Source organism: Candidatus Thermokryptus mobilis (assembly GCF_900070205.1).
In the GTDB taxonomy this organism is placed as follows: domain Bacteria; phylum Bacteroidota; class Ignavibacteria; order Kryptoniales; family Kryptoniaceae; genus Kryptonium; species Kryptonium mobile.
Genome location: NZ_FAOO01000007.1, coordinates 36707 through 52560 on the forward strand (window position 1 = coordinate 36707; position 15854 = coordinate 52560).

Genomic DNA, 15854 nt, shown 5'->3' on the forward strand with positions numbered 1-15854 from the left:
CTTGAAACAAAACGAGGAAGAAGAAATGAGGTTAATCAAAATTTTAATCCTTGCTTTAATTTTTGTCTTTTTCTCCACAAGTGATGTATTTGCAATAGAATACGAGATTTTGCCCGTTAATCCAGTGATGATCGCTCCTTTCATTATTTTACTTCTTGCGATTGCGATCATGCCTTTCATAAATAGACACTGGTGGGAGCATAATTATCCGTTCGTTTCATTTGCGCTTGGTGCTATAACGGTTGTTTATTACTTTTTTATTTTGAAGAACGCTCCTCGTATGATTCACACTGCGATAGAATATGTAAGTTTCATCTCTTTAATTGGGTCTCTTTTCGTTGTCGCTGGTGGAATTCATATAAGGATAAAGGGTAGGTCAACACCTCTTTCAAATGTGATTATGCTTGGTATTGGCGCAGTGATTTCAAATTTATTGGGGACGACAGGTGCATCAATGGTTTTGATAAGACCGTATATAAGGGTTAACAAGTATAGAATTTCTGGTTATCACATCGTCTTTTTTATATTCATTGTTTCAAACATCGGTGGTATGTTAACTCCGATAGGTGATCCGCCGTTGTTTCTCGGGTATTTGAAGGGGGTGCCTTTCTTCTGGGTTATAACCAGGGTTTGGTATATTTGGGCTATGGCTGTTGGACTTGTTCTTTTGGTTTTTTATTTGATTGATAGATACAATTTTAAAAAGTTGCCCGATACGATGGAGCTTGAAATTGAAGCAAAGGGAGAACAAGCGGTTGTTGAGGGCTTACACAATGTTATTTTCTTGTTGATAATTCTTGGCGCTGTTTTCCTTGAGGAGCCAATTCGGGAGATAATTATGATTTCTTCAGCCGTTGCAAGTTATCTTACCACGAAGAGAGAGATTCACGAAAGAAATGATTTTAATTTCATACCGATAAAAGAGGTAGCGATTTTATTTGCTGGAATTTTTGCGACGATGGTCCCGGCGCTTGATTGGCTTGAGCTTAACGCTGAAAAACTCGGCATAACTCATCCAGGGCAGTTTTTCTGGGGAACAGGAATTCTTTCAAGTTTTCTTGACAATGCTCCAACATATCTTAACTTTTTAAGCGCAGCTTTTGGTCTACACGGTTTGAGTGTTGATAACCCAATGCATATGAAAGCGATGCTTGGGATGTTGAATCCGAACGACTTAAGCCATCTACAGGTGCTTCACAATGCAAATGTCTTCCCTGTGACGGAACAGTCCTGGAAGTATGTGCAGGCGATCTCGGTCTCAGCTGTTCTGTTTGGAGCGATGACTTACATAGGCAATGGTCCAAACTTCATGGTCAAATCAATAGCGGAGCAGGCACATATTAAGATGCCGAGTTTCTTCGGTTATATGGTCAAGTATTCTATCCCGATCCTTATACCGATTTTTGCTCTTATTTGGTATCTGTTTTTCAGGGTTTATTGAAAAGTAATTTTTAAGGGAAAAATGAACCTTTATCAGGACTTAATTGGAATTTCACCTGTGGTTGCAGTATCATTGACTGCGTTAGTTGTTGTTTTAATTGAAGCACTTTTAAGAAAAAGTGAAAATGTGAGCTTTTGGGTAAGCATATTTGGACTTTTGGTTTCAGGATATTTGGCAGTTTATACTTATCCTATGTATTCAACGGCGTTTAACGGTATGATGGCTGTTGGTGGTTATGCGAGTTTTTTTGATTTCGTCTTTGTAATCGGTGCGTTGTTGACGATTTTGCTGTCAAAGGATTACCTCGTCAAAAGAAGGGTCAATTACGGTGAGTTTTATGTGATAGTTTTATTTGCTACATCAGGGATGATGTTCCTTGCATCTGGGCTTGACTTGATAATAACTTTTCTTGGGATTGAGTTGATGTCAATTTCGCTTTATGTTCTTTCTGCATTTATTCGCACAGATCCGAAGTCAAATGAAGCTGGTTTAAAATATCTTTTGCTTGGGGCTTTCGCCACAGGATTTTTGCTATTTGGAATTGCTTTTATCTATGGAAGCACTGCTACGACGAATTTAAAAATCATCTCTGCGAATTTTGGAAATTATCAATCGGATTTTTTGTTTTGGTTTGGCGCTGGGCTTATACTTGTTGGTTTTTCGTTTAAAGTCGCAGCTGTTCCTTTCCATATGTGGGCTCCCGATGCTTATGAAGGTGCTCCAACGCCAGCAAGCGGTTTTATGTCAGCGGTTTCAAAAGCGTCAGCGTTTGCTGCATTTGTTCTCGTTTTTATATTCGGGTTCAATGGAGGAAATGAAGAGATAAGAAAAGCAATTGCGCTTATATCTTCTCTTTCAATGATACTTGGCAATGTTATTGCAATCTCACAGACAAACATAAAAAGAATGCTTGCATATTCAAGTATAGCTCATGCGGGTTATATTTTGATCGGACTTGCATCTGCAAATGAAATGGGGAAGCAGGGGATTCTTTATTATTCTTTGGCTTATGTTTTAATGCAAGTTGGTGCTTTTGGTGTTGCTTCAATTGTTGAAAAAGAAGAAGGCAAAGCACTTGAGATAAAAGATTATATTGGGCTTGGGCATAGGAAACCTTTGCTTGGTGTTTTGATGTCAGTTTTTATGTTTGCTTTGACCGGATTTCCACCTTTTGCTGGTTTCGTTGGAAAGTATTATCTTTTCGCTTCCGCTGTTCAAGCGAGTATGACTTGGCTTGCGGTACTTGGCGTTGTTGCAACTCTTGTCTCAGTTTATTACTATTTGAATGTCGTCGTAAATATGTATCTGAAAGAGCCAAGCCCAGAGGTTGCGGTTAATCCAGGCGATATGAAAATTTCGGTTTTTGGGAAAATAGCAATTTTGGGCTCATCTTTTGGTGTCTTTATAATTGGGATTATGCCGAGTTTAGTGATGAGATTTTTTGAAAAATTGTTTTAATTTAAAAGAAAGAACTTGGTGTGATTTATGCTTTTGATTGCAACATCTGAAGAAATGAAAAAGTGCGATAATTATGCGATAGAGACGCTCGGGATCCCGGGAATTTTGCTTATGGAGAATGCCGCTAATGGAGTCGTTGGTTCAATGTTACTTAAATATGGTGGAGTTGTTGGGAAAAATGTTTTTGTTTTTTGTGGCAGTGGTAACAATGGCGGTGATGGGCTTGCTGTTGCAAGAAGGTTGTTCAGTATGGGTGGAAATATCTATATATTCTTGCTTTCCGAACCGGAAAAATTGCGCGGGGACGCAAAATTTAACTATGAGATGGCGCTTAAAATTCAAAAGGCTAAAAGCAAAGATGATGTTTTTGAAATCGTTCAACTTAAAGATGTCAGCGAGTTAAATTATTATCCGCGACCGAATTTGATAATTGACGCTATTTTCGGAACTGGTTTTAAAGGGCGCGTTCAAGGTTTGTTTTATGATGTGATAAATTGGATAAATCAACAGAAGATTTTCACCATTTCAATTGACATTCCATCCGGCTTGGATGCTGATACTGGAGATGTCGGTGATATAGCAGTCAGAGCCGATGTGACAGCAACTATGGGTTTGATAAAAACGGGACTTGTTTTAAACCTCGGGAAAATTTTGCCCGGGAAGGTTTATATAGTTGATCTAAGCATCCCGAGTTTCGTTTATAAGAAGTTCGGGATTAAGACATTTTATGTTGAGCAAGCTGACATAAAGAAAAGGATGCCGTATAGACCTTTTAATGCTCACAAGTATAGTTGTGGGAAAATTTTTGCGCTTGTCGGTTCCCCAGGCTTGACAGGAGCAGCTACAATGTCAACTCTTTCAGCGATGAAAGTTGGCGCTGGTGCAGTTATCGCTGGTGTTCCGGAAAGTTTAGCTCCGATTCTTGAATCAAAATTAACCGAGGTTATGAAACTACCTCTTCCGGAGACAAATGAGCATACAATCGGATGGAATGCGCTTGACTTAATTGAGGAACATATTGATTGGGCTGATGTTTTGATAATTGGTCCTGGGCTTTCAAAAAATTACGAGACGAAGCAGGTAATTTTAAACATTTTGAAGAGGTTAAATAAAAAGGCGGTCATAGATGCAGATGGCTTGAATGCCCTTGTTGACAATTTGAATATTTTGAAAACGCTTAATGCTGAAATTGTCTTAACACCTCATCATGGTGAGTTTTCCCGTCTAACTGATTTACCATTGGAGAAAATCAGGAGGCATAAAATTGATGTTGCGCGGGATTTCGCTATGGAATATAAAGTTGTCCTTGTTTTAAAGGGGGATACAACGGTTGTTGCAACTCCAAATGGAGAGGTTTATGTCAATCCAACTGGAAACCCGGGGATGGCAACCGCTGGAAGCGGTGATGTCTTAACAGGAATGATAGCTGGATTTATGGCGCAAGGATTAAGTGCAGTTGACGCTTCTATTTGTGGCGTTTATCTTCACGGGCTTGCGGGTGATTTGGCTCGCGATAAAATCGGTGAATTGCCTATGATGGCAATGGATATACTTAACATGATCCCCGATGCTATTTCAAAAGTTATGAAAGAAGAGAAGGGGTGAAAAATTTTTTAAGGTATCAATTCCCAGCTCTGGTCTGGATGGGGTTAATCTTTTTGCTTTCTTCAGTCCCGGGGAGATACTTTCCGGAAAAGCCGTTTGATTTGTTTGATAAATTTGTCCATGCGAGTTTGTTTGGGGTTTTGAATTATTTGCTTTATCGTGGGTTTAAGTTTCAGGAGAAAAGTTTCTTCGTGAAAAGTTTTAGCATAGCGATAGCCTTTTTTATCTGTGTTATCTATGCAATTTTTGATGAACTGCATCAGGAATTTGTCCCAGGGAGAAGTCCGGATGCAACGGATGCTATGGCTGATATAATTGGAGCGGGCTTGACTTCTATTTATCTTTTGTTTTACAACTATAAAAACAAAAAATGTTGAAGCGATGTCTTTGAAAATCATCCTAACGACATTTTTAGCAATTTTTCTCGCTGAGCTTGGAGATAAAACACAACTGGCTGTCTTGACTTTATCCGCTCAGACAAAAAAACCTATATCTGTTTTTCTTGGCGCTATAATTGCCTTCGCTGTTATAACATTGATCGGCGCAATTGCTGGAAATTTGATTACAAGGTTGATTCCGACGCATATTATAGAAAAAATCGCAGCCATCGCTTTTATCATCATCGGAATTTTGATGTTTTTTGAAAAAATATAAAAGTTGAATTTGCCATGTTTGGAAAACTTGGTTTTAAAGTCGGGCATTCAACAAATATCGTCGCTTTAACAGGTTGTACGGTTGTTTTATGTCCGGAGGGAACGCTTGGAAGTTGTTATGTTAGCGGGAATGCTCCCGGGAGCAGGGAGCTTGAGCTTTTATCACCTGATATGACGGTTTCAGAGGTTCATGCGGTTGTGTTAACTGGAGGCAGTGCTTTTGGGCTTGCAAGCGCAGATGGGGTTGTCCGTTATCTTGAAAGCAACGGAATTGGGTATCAAACCCCTTGGGCAAAAATTCCTATTGTCCCTTGCGCAGTTGTTTATGACTTAAATGTGGGAAATCCAAATGTTAGACCCACCGCTGAGGATGGCTACAAAGCGTGTTTAACTGCAAGTAGCGATTTTGAAACTGGTCTCGTTGGTGCTGGAACTGGCACGACAGTCGGAAAATGGGCTGGGTTTGATTACAGGATGAATGGGGGACTTGGTTTTTCAATCGTTCAGGTTGACGATTTAATAGTTTCAGCAATAGCGGTTGTGAATTCCGTTGGAGATGTCGTTGATGAAAATGGGAAGATAATCGCCGGCGCAAGAAAAGATGCTAAATTCCTTGGTGAAGAAGTGAAATTTAGATTCGCAACCCAAAGGAGAATTCAATTTGGGACGAACACCACGCTTGCTTGTGTTATGACAAATGCGAAATTGACGAAGCTTGAAGCATATAAAGTTTCAAAGCGAGCTGATGCCGGGATTTCAAGGGCTATAAGACCAGCGCATACAAGCTATGATGGCGATGTCGTCTTTACGCTTTCAACGGGTCAGATTGAGACCGAGTTTGAAATTGTTGCTGAGCTTTCTGCCTATGTTGTAGCTGAGGCGATAAGGGATGCGGTAAAGAAGTCAAATCAAGAGTTTTAACATCGCTTGAAATTTTTAATTCAGTTTCCGAAATTATTTAAAAGTCAAAAACAAAATTTGAGGTTCAAAATGAAGGAGATGATTTTCTTATCTTTGATTCTTCTCGTCGTGTTTGCCGGGGTTGTGACCTCGGCTGAGAAAAAGGGAAAGTTTAAAGGTGTTGAAGTTACTTGGCTTGGGCATGCAGCTTTCCTTTTGAAGTCGCCAAACGGTAAAGTTATTTTAATTGATCCTTGGCTTGATAATCCGAAAGCGCCTGAATCCGCGAAGGAAATTTCAAAAGTTGACTTGATACTTTTAACTCACGGACACTTTGACCATGTTGGTTCTGCGCCAGAACTTGCGAAGAAAACAGGTTCAAAGGTTGTCTGCATATTTGAAGTGTCAAGATATTTAGCTAAACAAGGTGTGGCTGAAGAACAATTAATTGGGATGAATTATTCTGGTACCGTCAATGTTGATGGGATTAAAGTTACAATGGTTCCAGCGGTTCATAGCTCGGGAATTTCAGATGGTAATAATATAGTTGAGGGTGGGAATCCAGCTGGTTTCATCGTTGAGTTTGAAAATGGATTTAAAGTTTATCACACCGGTGACACGGGTTTATTTGGCGATATGGACCTTATAGGGAAACTTTACAAGCCAGACCTTATGCTTGTTTGCATTGGCGGTCATTTCACCATGGGTCCAAGGGAAGCAGCTGAGGCGATAAAACTTGTTAAGCCCAAGTTTGTTATCCCCATGCATTATGGAACTTTCCCTATACTTGCTGGGACGCCAGCGGAGTTAAAAAAGTATTTGCCTGCGGATTTGAAGAAATCTGTCATTGAGTTAAATCCTGGTGAGACGGCTAATTAACATTTGTTGAAAACAAAAATTTGATTTAAATGGGAAGGAAGATTGTTTTAAGTGGGATGAGACCTACAGGTAAACTTCATCTCGGACATTTAGTTGGTGTCCTTGAAAATTGGGTTGATCTACAAAAAAATCATAACTGCTTTTTTCTCATAGCTGATTATCACGCTTTGACGACAAATGTAGATACTTCGGGGATTTATGAGAACTCAATTGAGATGTTGATAGATTGGCTTGCTTCTGGTATAGACCCTGAAGTGAGCCCTGTTTTCAGGCAGTCACAGGTTAAAGAACATGCTGAGTTGCACTTGATATTTTCAATGCTTATAAGTGTTTCGCGACTTGAAAGAAATCCAACATTGAAAGAGCAGGTGAGGGACCTTCAACTTGACAATATAACTTATGGTCATCTCGGTTATCCTGTTTTACAAGCTGCTGATATTTTGCTTTACAAAGGGGAACTCGTTCCAGTTGGCGAGGACCAACTCCCGCATGTTGAGATAACAAGAGACATTGCAAGGCGTTTTAATCAGGTCTATGGAGAGGTTTTCCCTGAGCCAGAACCTCTTCTCACGGAATTCGCACGACTTCCAGGTCTTGATGGAAAGAGAATGAGTAAATCGCTTGGAAATACTATCTTGATTTCCGATCCATCTGATGAAATCAAAAGTAAAATGAAAAAAGCATTTACAGACCCACAAAAAATTTACAAAGGCGACCCTGGAAGACCAGATATATGTCTTGTTTTCACTTATCACAAGAAATTCAATCCCGATGAAGTCCCTGAAATAAGGAAGGGTTGTGAATCGGGTCAGCTTGGTTGTGTTGAGTGTAAGGCAAGATGTGCTGAAAAAATAATTGAATTTTTAAGACCGATCCAAGATAAGCGGAAGTATTTTGAATCGCATAGAGAAGAGGTGAAGGAGATTTTAGCATCCGGGGAGGAAAGGGCGCGCATAGTTGCGCAAAAGACCATGGATGAAGTTCATAAAGCAATGAAGATGGGATAGGGAATGAAATACAAAATTAAATTGCCGTATTTTGAAGGACCGCTTGACCTTCTCTTGTTTTTCGTCAAGCGTGACGAACTTAACATCTACGACATCCCGATCGCTAAGATAACAAGGGAATTTCTTGAATACATTCATCTTATGCAGATGCTTGACCTTGAAGTTGCGAGCGAGTTTATAGTTATGGCATCAACTCTCATGCAGATAAAGGCGAAGATGCTTTTACCAAAGCCAGAAGTTGAAAGTGAAGAAGAGGAAGAAGATCCAAGGGCTGAGCTTGCAAGGCGACTCGCTGAATATAAAAAGTTTAAAGAACTTGCCTCTGAATTTAGTAAGATGGAAGATGAAGCGGGAAAGATTTTTTACAGGGGCTATTTTAAAAATGACGCAAGGGATTATTTTGATGGAGATGAGGAGTTCTTAAAGGATGTTTCGCTTTTTGACCTTTTGACTGCGTTTAAGAGAGCGCTTGAAGGCGCAAGGGAAGCGGTTTATCACGAAATTGAGACGCAAAATTATAAAGTTGAGGACGAGATGGAAAATATACTCAATAGATTGAAGTTCAAGCGTAAGTTTTCCTTCAATGAGATAATTGATTCATATGTTGAAAAGGCGAGGATAATTGTCGCTTTCCTTGCTTTGTTGGAGCTTGCGAGGTTGAAGAAGATAAGAATTTCGCAAGAAGAGGTTTTTGGTGAACTTATAATTGAGGATGCCTCTCAGGGGTGGATGGTGAACGCAATTTAAAACAAAATCAACCTGCTTCAGTGGGAAATTTAAAATCAATAGTTGAAGCTTTGATATTCGCATCGGATGTGCCATTGAGCTTGAAGCAGATTAAAGAAATAATCGACGAGCCCTCAAAGAAATTTCTTTCAGAGAACGGTTCTTCAACCATAACTGAAGAAGATGTTAAGAAGGCGATAGATGATTTGAATCTAGAGTATTCCGAGAGAGGTTCGTCTTTCAGGATAATTGAAATTGCTGGTGGTTATCAATTTGCTACTTTGCCTGAATTTGCTAAGTGGGTTGGGAAACTTTTCAAAGAAAGGAGCAAGAAGAAGCTTTCACAAGCTGCTCTTGAAACGCTTGCGATAATAGCGTATAAACAACCGATAAGCAAGCCCGAAATTGAATCAATTCGTGGCGTAAATGTTGACCATGTGATTAAAAACCTGCTTGAGAGGAAACTCATAACGATAGTTGGACGAGCTGAAACCATTGGAAGACCTCTTCTTTATGGGACGACGCGAGAGTTTTTGAAGTATTTCGGTTTGAAAAATTTATCCGATCTTCCGAAACCAACTGAAATTGAAGAGATTATATCTGGAGACGACGAGCAATGAGCGGGAAAGAACTTATACGGCTTAATAAATATCTTGCTATGTGTGGTGTTGCTTCAAGGAGGAAAGCCGATGAGTTAATTAAGCAAGGTAGAGTTTCAGTAAATGGTGAAGTTGTGACACAGCTTGGGGTTAAAATTGACCCCAAGAGAGACAGGGTAATGGTTGATGGAAAACCAGTTAAAATGACGGAGAAATTAGTTTATATTGTTTTGAACAAGCCCAAGGATTGCATTACTACCGTGAAAGATGAAAAAGGACGAAGAACAGTCCTTGACCTTGTCAAGGTTAAAGAGAGGATTTTCCCTGTCGGACGGCTTGACAGAAATACGACAGGGGTCTTAATCTTAACGAACGATGGAGAGCTTGCTTATCGTTTGATGCACCCAAGATACAAAGTTGAAAAAGCTTATAAAGTTGCGCTTGATAAACCTATAAAGATGGAGGACATTGAAAAGTTAAAGCGCGGGATAATGCTTGATAGCAGAAAAACATCAGCTTGCGAGATTTATATTTTGCCTAACAGCGAGAATAAAGAACTTGGGATTGTAATCCGTGAAGGAAGATATAGACAAATAAGGAGGATGTTTCAACGCTTGGGATATAAAGTTCAAAAGCTTCACAGGGTCAGCTTTGGCGGGATAACAGTTAGTGGGATGAAACGAGGCGAGTGGAGATATTTAACGGATAAAGAAATAAAAAAATTAAAACGCCTTGTTGGTCTTGAAAAATAAATCTTTTGGGAGTAATGAAACGAAATCTAATTCTTCTTCCATTGCTTCTTTATTTTTACTCTTGTGCTTCCGCACAAAAAGTTGTTGAATCAGAAACACCTTCCGAAATAAAAACGGAAATTTCTTATTTTGAGGAAACATCATTAAGTAGATTAAGGGATGAACTTAATCAAATTTTTTCCGATCCAAATTTTTCAAACGCATATTGGGGTGTTGTCATTCAATCGCTTGAAACGGGCGAGTATTTTTACAGGTTGAATGAGCATAAAAGTTTTATACCAGCTTCAAATATGAAATTGTTTACAACAGCAGTTGCTCTTATAAAACTTGGTCCTGATTTCAAATACAAGACAAGTGTTTATACGGATGGTGAGATAAAAAATGGTGTCTTAAATGGAAATTTATTCGTCCGTGGAAGTGGCGACCCAACAATTTCAGGTAGGTTTAACAATGGGGATGTGATAAAAACATTCAAGGACTGGGCTGATAGCTTGAAAAATCTCGGGATAAGGGAGATAAATGGGGACATAGTGGGTGATGATAATTATTTTGATGATCAATACATGGGCACTGGCTGGGCATGGGATGATGAAACATATTGGTATTCGGCGCATATAAGTGCCTTGTCATTTAATGATAACTGTGTTGATTTTGAGATTAGACCCGGGAAAAAAATCGGCGATACAGCAATTGTGTTGCTTACCCCGAACACAAGCTATGTTAAGGTTGTAAATCGCGTTTTAACAGTTCATAGAGATAGCACGACCCAGATTGATTTCTTCAGAATCCCAGGGACAAACATAATAAATATCTTCGGGAGAATAAGTTTGAAGACGGGCTCGTATAAGGAATCAATCTCAATTCATAATCCGACGCTTTACACTGTAACTGTTTTTAAGGAAGTGCTTGAATCAAAAGGTATAAAGGTTAACGGCAAACCGATTGACATTGATGATACAAATCTTTCACCGAATTATGATGAAATGAAGGTTCTTGCTTCTTATGAGTCGCCCCCTTTGAGTGAAATAATAAAGGTGATAAACAAGCGGAGTCAGAATTTTTATGCTGAGCAAGTTTTCCGAACGCTTGGTAAAATTTTTGGTGGAGAGGGTTCAACGCAAAAGTCGGTTGAAGTTGTTAAAAATGCACTCGCGCAAATGGGTATCGCCCCTGAATCAATATCAATTTACGATGGTTCTGGTCTTTCAAGGTTAAATCTTGTGACGCCGTTTCAAATTTTGACGCTTTTAAACTATATGTACAGACAGGAGTATTTTTCCTATTTTTATGAATCGTTGCCAATTGCTGGTGTTGATGGGACGCTTGAGACAAGGATGAGGAAAACGAAAGCACAAGGAAATGTTAGAGCCAAGACCGGTTATGTTCAATATACGAGGTCGCTTTCAGGATATGTGAAAACCTTGGATGGGGAAATCGTTGCTTTTGCGATGATGGTTAATAATTATCTTGTTCCTGTATCTACGGCGAATATGGTTCAAGATATTGTGTGTCAGCGTTTGGCTAACTTTTCAAGGACAAAATGAAAAAGGGCGGGATTGACCCGCCCTCTTTCACTTTAACGCTGATCAATTGGAATATAGGTTTGATCCATAGGACCGATATATTCTGCTCTCGGTCTGTAAATTCTATTATCCGAGAGTTGTTCAAGTACATGAGCTGTCCATCCGGTGATACGGCTGACAGCGAAGATTGGTGTATAAAGGTCAAGCGGTATCCCCATATAGTAATAAACCGAGGCAGAATAGAAATCAACATTTGGCCAGACGCCTTTCTCTCCGAACTCTTTAACCCAGAGTTCTTCAATTCTTGCTGACATCTCATACCATTTCGTATTCCCAAGCTTTTCACCGAGCATCTTTGAGTATTTCTTTAGAATCAAAGCCCTTGGGTCCATTGATTTATAAACTCTGTGTCCGAAACCTTCAAGTTTTCTCTTTTCTTCAATTGCTTTCTTAACGAAATCATCAACCTTTGAGAGTTCACCTATCTCAAGTAGGTATTTCATCACTTCCCTATTAGCGCCACCGTGCAACGGACCTTTCAGAGTGCCAATGGCTGATGTTATGGCTGAATACATATCTGTAAGTGTTGAAATCGTGACTCTTGCAGAGAAAGTTGATGCGTTCATCTCATGCTCAGCGTGTAGTATCAATGCCACATCCATGATTTTTGCGAAAAGCTCGTCGGGTTCTCCCCCCTTCAACATGTAAAGAAAATTTGTCGCTATGTTAAATTCCTTGTTCGGCTTTATCGGTTCCTTTCCATTTCTTATCTGTTCCCAAGCTGCTACGATTGTTGGGAACTTAGCTGTAAGTCGCAGTGCCTTTCTCCTATTTGCTTCAAGTGAATTGTCATTTCTTTCAGGATCAAAAAGTCCAAGGAATGACACAGCGGTCCTAAGGACATCCATCGGGTCTGAATCCTTCGGCATAAGCTTCATCACGGTGATAAGACTGTCAGGAATTTCATATTCGGAGCGGATGGCTTTTACGAATTCATCGTATTCATCTTTTTTCGGCAGGCGATAATTCCACAACAAGAAGGCAACTTCTTCAAAGTTTGAATGTTCAGCTAAATCTGCAATGTCATAGCCAAGATAAAGAAGCTTGCTTCTTTTTCCATCAATAAAGCAAAGCTTCGTCTGGTTTGCTATGACATTTTCTAATCCCTTTACATAGGTGGGTTGTGTTGTTTGTGCCTGGGACATGGCTTTTTACCTCCTTTTAATTTTGGTTTGTATGTGCTTTGGGTTTAACTCTGTTCCCCGTAAAATTAGTGTGTCTAAAGCCAAAAAACATAACTTTCTTCAAAATTTAATTATATTCATATCCTCATTTCTAATGTAAAAATAAAAACTTTGAAATTCAAATTAATCACCCGGGATCTTGATTAATCTTTGAAAAATGTGTAAAATTAAAGCAAAAAGACCTGCAAAGCGATGAAAAAATTGTTGTGCTTTGTCCTTGCCCTTTTATTTCTTTTCTTCAATTTTTCCGATTCAGCTTCAAGACGACCTGTGAAAGGTTTTAACGGTATGGTTGTTTCCTCTGATTCGCTTGCCACACGGGTTGGCGTTGAAATTTTAAAAAAAGGTGGAAATGCGGTTGATGCAGCTGTTGCCGTTGGATTTGCACTTGCTGTGACATATCCGCAGGCAGGAAATATCGGAGGGGGTGGGTTTATGGTTATAAGAATGGCAAATGGTGAGACGATCACAATTGATTTCAGGGAAAAGGCACCAATGAAAGCAAGTGAAGATATGTTTCTTGATGAAAATGGGAATTTTGTCCCGGAGAGAAGTCAAATCGGTCATCTTTCGGTGGGGGTTCCAGGTTCAGTTGCTGGTTTATTGCTCGCCCTTGAAAAGTATGGCACGATGTCAAGAAAAGAAGTTCTTAAACCTGCAATTAAACTTGCTGAGAAAGGTTTCATTGTAAATGAGGGGCTCGCAAATGCTTTTAAAAATGCTTTTGAACATTTCAAAAAATTCCCATCCACAATGAAATATTTCTCAAAGAACGGACAACCATACAAAGCTGGTGACCGTCTTGTACAAAAAGATCTTGCCAAGGTTTTGAAGCTTATCAGAGATAAAGGTCGCGATGGATTTTACAAGGGTAGGGTTGCGGACTTGATAGTTGAAGAGATGAAACGCGGTGGTGGTTTGATAACATATGAAGACCTTGAGAATTATCAACCTGTCTTACGAAAACCCGTTGTTGGCAATTATCGCGGATATGAAATCATATCAATGGGTCCGCCAAGTTCAGGAGGCGTTTGCCTAATTGAACTTTTGAACATACTTGAAAATTTTGACCTGAAAAAATACGGTTTTGGCTCCTCATATACAATTCATTACCTTGTTGAAGCTATGAGGAGAGTTTATGCGGATAGGGCTGAGTATCTCGGTGACCCGGATTTCGTCCAAATTCCCCTTGATAAGCTGCTTTCAAAAGAGTATGCGAAAGAACTTGCAAGTGAAATTGATACCTTTTTTGCTACTCCAAGTTCAAGAATCATACGCTCCGTTTCACCGACTTCTGAAGGAGTTCATACAACACATTATTCTGTTGTTGATAGATGGGGAAATGTCGTTGCAGTTACGACAACGATCAACAGTTATTTCGGTTCAATGGTCGCCGTTGATGGGGCTGGATTTTTCCTTAACAATGAAATGGATGATTTCAGCGCAAAACCCGGTGCTCCAAATCAATTTGGATTGCTCGGGAGCAAAGCGAATTCAATCCAACCTGGGAAGAGAATGTTAAGTTCAATGACTCCGACAATAGTTTTAAAAAATGGGAAACCATTTCTCGTCCTTGGTTCTCCTGGTGGTTCTACGATTATAACATCTGTGCTTCAAGTCATTTTAAATGTAATTGATTTTGGTATGAACATTCAAGAAGCCGTTGATTCACCGAGGATTCATCATCAATGGTATCCCGATCAGATATTTTTTGAGAGAAGAGGTTTGCCAAGGGATGTAATTGAAAACCTTGAAAAGAGAGGACATAAACTTGTTGAAAGGGATGGCTATCAAGGTGAGGTTCAAGCGATTTTAATTGATGAAAATGGCGTTAAATATGGGGCGGTTGATCCACGCGGTTATGGTTTAGCAATGGGTTATTGACAATAATAAAATTGGTTTTCAAGGTGTTTATGAATCTTTATAAAATTTTTCGTTTTGTCATTAAAGCGATTTCTACACCGTTGGCATTCCTTGTTTTATTTTTCGTCGTTTCAATGTTCGTTTATAAAAACCTTGAAAAAGATATAACTTGGATTGACGCTTTTTTCTGGATAACTCATCCGCACGCTATTTCTGAACATAGAAGTAATGAGACGAAGATATTTGCTTTTATTGTTTATGTTGGGATTTTGTTTTTTCAGGTTTGGTTCATTGAAAGAATACTTGTCAATGTTTTCAGTGGTGAATTAAAAATTTTGTGGAGGAAAAGGATGAGCGAGGTAGCAATTTCAAAATTGAAGGAACACTATATAATTTGCGGTTACGGGCAAGTTGGGAGAACCGTCGTTGATGAACTTATAAAGTTAGGATTACCCTTTGTTTTAATTGAAACAAACGAGAGCATAGTTAGGGAGCTTCTAAAAGAGGGTTTAAATGTAATTCACGGTGATGCGAGGCGAAGGAGCGTTCTTTTAAGCGCTGGGATAGAACAGGCGAAGTTTATATGTACCTTGATTGATAACGATGCTGATAATCTTTACATAACGATAACAGCGAAAATGTTGAATCCGAAGATAAAGGTTATTTCAAGAGCTGGAAATTTAAGGTATGCTGAGGCGATGAAAGGCGCCGGAGCCGATGAGGTTGTCGTCCCAGAGTATGAAGGTGGGATGGTTGTCGGAAGGATAATAAGTAGGTATGAGAAATTAAAGGGTTTGTAAAAATAAATTTGTAAAGATGGCATTGAAGATACTTCTTTTATAAAACGCAGGAGAAAAATGGGTTTGAGTTCTAAAAAGTTCAGAGGTGAAATGGCTTGTTGATATGATTGAGCCGAAAATCTCAAATCTTGAAAGCGAAGCCTCTGAAATGGAGGAAGGAGAAACAGCGAGTATTGATTCAACGCTTGAGGATGAGATTTGGAATATAATTTATGAGCGTACGCTCTTGAATTCAAGAAAGCAATTCACCCAGATAAAAAATAAAAATGGGGATATCAGAAGGATTTTGATTTTCCCCAATACAACAACTTATAGATTCTCCCGAAAGGTCAGGGGGGATTGTAACTTTAAGCGGGTTGGGATGTAAATTTGGAATTTCGTTTTGGTTTTTTTATATTTTTAAA

At 39.2% G+C, this 15854-nt stretch carries 16 protein-coding genes; 15 read left to right on the forward strand and 1 reads right to left on the reverse strand.

Going from position 1 to position 15854, the window contains the following annotated elements; translation table 11 throughout:
* The first annotated feature begins 25 nt into the window (after positions 1-25).
* The 12 genes from FKZ43_RS05735 (at position 26) to dacB (ending at position 11564) form a co-directional block, all read left to right on the forward strand.
* Entirely contained in the window at positions 26-1441 is a 1416-nt protein-coding gene (locus FKZ43_RS05735; protein ID WP_140944917.1) for a sodium:proton antiporter, read from the forward strand.
* A 21-nt stretch (positions 1442-1462) separates the two neighbouring features.
* Positions 1463-2899: an NADH-quinone oxidoreductase subunit N gene (locus FKZ43_RS05740; RefSeq protein ID WP_140944918.1), complete on the forward strand. Its 1437-nt coding sequence runs from the start codon at positions 1463-1465 to the stop codon at positions 2897-2899.
* Positions 2900-2926: 27 nt separating this feature from the next.
* Complete coding sequence (locus FKZ43_RS05745) at positions 2927-4504, forward strand: NAD(P)H-hydrate dehydratase (protein ID WP_140944919.1); 1578 nt, start codon at positions 2927-2929, stop codon at positions 4502-4504.
* A 38-nt stretch (positions 4505-4542) separates the two neighbouring features.
* On the forward strand, positions 4543-4881 hold the full coding sequence (locus tag FKZ43_RS05750) for a VanZ family protein (protein ID WP_140944920.1): 339 nt from the start codon (positions 4543-4545) through the stop codon (positions 4879-4881).
* Positions 4882-4885: 4 nt separating this feature from the next.
* On the forward strand, positions 4886-5158 hold the full coding sequence (locus FKZ43_RS05755; RefSeq protein ID WP_140944921.1) for a TMEM165/GDT1 family protein: 273 nt from the start codon (positions 4886-4888) through the stop codon (positions 5156-5158).
* Positions 5159-5172: 14 nt separating this feature from the next.
* Positions 5173-6078, forward strand: coding sequence for a P1 family peptidase (locus tag FKZ43_RS05760; RefSeq protein ID WP_140944922.1), 906 nt, complete (start codon positions 5173-5175; stop codon positions 6076-6078).
* Between the two features lie 69 nt (positions 6079-6147).
* Positions 6148-6936, forward strand: coding sequence for a metal-dependent hydrolase (locus FKZ43_RS05765; protein ID WP_235894701.1), 789 nt, complete (start codon positions 6148-6150; stop codon positions 6934-6936).
* Between the two features lie 29 nt (positions 6937-6965).
* Positions 6966-7943 (forward strand): tryptophan--tRNA ligase, encoded by a 978-nt coding sequence (trpS, locus tag FKZ43_RS05770; protein WP_140944923.1) that lies wholly within the window; start codon positions 6966-6968, stop codon positions 7941-7943.
* A 3-nt stretch (positions 7944-7946) separates the two neighbouring features.
* Positions 7947-8690, forward strand: coding sequence for a segregation and condensation protein A (locus FKZ43_RS05775; RefSeq protein WP_140944924.1), 744 nt, complete (start codon positions 7947-7949; stop codon positions 8688-8690).
* Positions 8669-9289 (forward strand): SMC-Scp complex subunit ScpB, encoded by a 621-nt coding sequence (gene scpB, locus FKZ43_RS05780; RefSeq protein WP_235894702.1) that lies wholly within the window; start codon positions 8669-8671, stop codon positions 9287-9289. The genes FKZ43_RS05775 and scpB overlap by 22 nt, the downstream gene beginning before the upstream one ends.
* A complete protein-coding gene (locus tag FKZ43_RS05785; protein ID WP_140944925.1) occupies positions 9286-10020 on the forward strand; it encodes a pseudouridine synthase in 735 nt (244 codons plus the stop codon). The genes scpB and FKZ43_RS05785 overlap by 4 nt, the downstream gene beginning before the upstream one ends.
* A gap of 14 nt (positions 10021-10034) precedes the next feature.
* A complete protein-coding gene (gene dacB, locus FKZ43_RS05790) occupies positions 10035-11564 on the forward strand; it encodes a D-alanyl-D-alanine carboxypeptidase/D-alanyl-D-alanine endopeptidase (RefSeq protein WP_140944926.1) in 1530 nt (509 codons plus the stop codon).
* 32 nt (positions 11565-11596) lie between these two features.
* On the opposite strand, the gene FKZ43_RS05795 is transcribed toward dacB, so the two are convergent.
* Complete coding sequence (locus tag FKZ43_RS05795) at positions 11597-12748, reverse strand: citrate synthase (RefSeq protein WP_140944927.1); 1152 nt, start codon at positions 12746-12748, stop codon at positions 11597-11599.
* Between the two features lie 231 nt (positions 12749-12979).
* Between FKZ43_RS05795 and ggt the strand changes: the two genes are divergently transcribed.
* The 3 genes from ggt to FKZ43_RS05810 all read left to right on the forward strand — a co-directional run bounded on the left by ggt (position 12980) and on the right by FKZ43_RS05810 (position 15817).
* A complete protein-coding gene (gene ggt, locus FKZ43_RS05800; RefSeq protein WP_140944928.1) occupies positions 12980-14671 on the forward strand; it encodes a gamma-glutamyltransferase in 1692 nt (563 codons plus the stop codon).
* Between the two features lie 29 nt (positions 14672-14700).
* Positions 14701-15450 (forward strand): potassium channel family protein, encoded by a 750-nt coding sequence (locus tag FKZ43_RS05805; RefSeq protein WP_140944929.1) that lies wholly within the window; start codon positions 14701-14703, stop codon positions 15448-15450.
* A gap of 85 nt (positions 15451-15535) precedes the next feature.
* Positions 15536-15817 carry a hypothetical protein gene (locus tag FKZ43_RS05810; RefSeq protein ID WP_140944930.1) on the forward strand — a complete coding sequence of 94 codons (282 nt, stop codon included), beginning with the start codon at positions 15536-15538 and terminating at the stop codon, positions 15815-15817.
* The last annotated feature ends 37 nt before the right edge of the window (positions 15818-15854 follow it).

Bases quoted from the DNA above. Each gene is read 5' to 3' on its own strand.
- FKZ43_RS05735 (WP_140944917.1), top strand. From the start codon at position 26: ATGAGGTTAATCAAAATTTTAATCCTTGCTTTAATTTTTGTCTTTTTC.
- FKZ43_RS05740 (WP_140944918.1), top strand. From the start codon at position 1,463: ATGAACCTTTATCAGGACTTAATTGGAATTTCACCTGTGGTTGCAGTA.
- FKZ43_RS05745 (WP_140944919.1), top strand. From the start codon at position 2,927: ATGCTTTTGATTGCAACATCTGAAGAAATGAAAAAGTGCGATAATTAT.
- FKZ43_RS05750 (WP_140944920.1), top strand. From the start codon at position 4,543: ATGGGGTTAATCTTTTTGCTTTCTTCAGTCCCGGGGAGATACTTTCCG.
- FKZ43_RS05755 (WP_140944921.1), top strand. From the start codon at position 4,886: ATGTCTTTGAAAATCATCCTAACGACATTTTTAGCAATTTTTCTCGCT.
- FKZ43_RS05760 (WP_140944922.1), top strand. From the start codon at position 5,173: ATGTTTGGAAAACTTGGTTTTAAAGTCGGGCATTCAACAAATATCGTC.
- FKZ43_RS05765 (WP_235894701.1), top strand. From the start codon at position 6,148: ATGAAGGAGATGATTTTCTTATCTTTGATTCTTCTCGTCGTGTTTGCC.
- trpS (WP_140944923.1), top strand. From the start codon at position 6,966: ATGGGAAGGAAGATTGTTTTAAGTGGGATGAGACCTACAGGTAAACTT.
- FKZ43_RS05775 (WP_140944924.1), top strand. From the start codon at position 7,947: ATGAAATACAAAATTAAATTGCCGTATTTTGAAGGACCGCTTGACCTT.
- FKZ43_RS05785 (WP_140944925.1), top strand. From the start codon at position 9,286: ATGAGCGGGAAAGAACTTATACGGCTTAATAAATATCTTGCTATGTGT.
- dacB (WP_140944926.1), top strand. From the start codon at position 10,035: ATGAAACGAAATCTAATTCTTCTTCCATTGCTTCTTTATTTTTACTCT.
- FKZ43_RS05795 (WP_140944927.1), bottom strand. From the start codon at position 12,748: ATGTCCCAGGCACAAACAACACAACCCACCTATGTAAAGGGATTAGAA.
- ggt (WP_140944928.1), top strand. From the start codon at position 12,980: ATGAAAAAATTGTTGTGCTTTGTCCTTGCCCTTTTATTTCTTTTCTTC.
- FKZ43_RS05805 (WP_140944929.1), top strand. From the start codon at position 14,701: ATGAATCTTTATAAAATTTTTCGTTTTGTCATTAAAGCGATTTCTACA.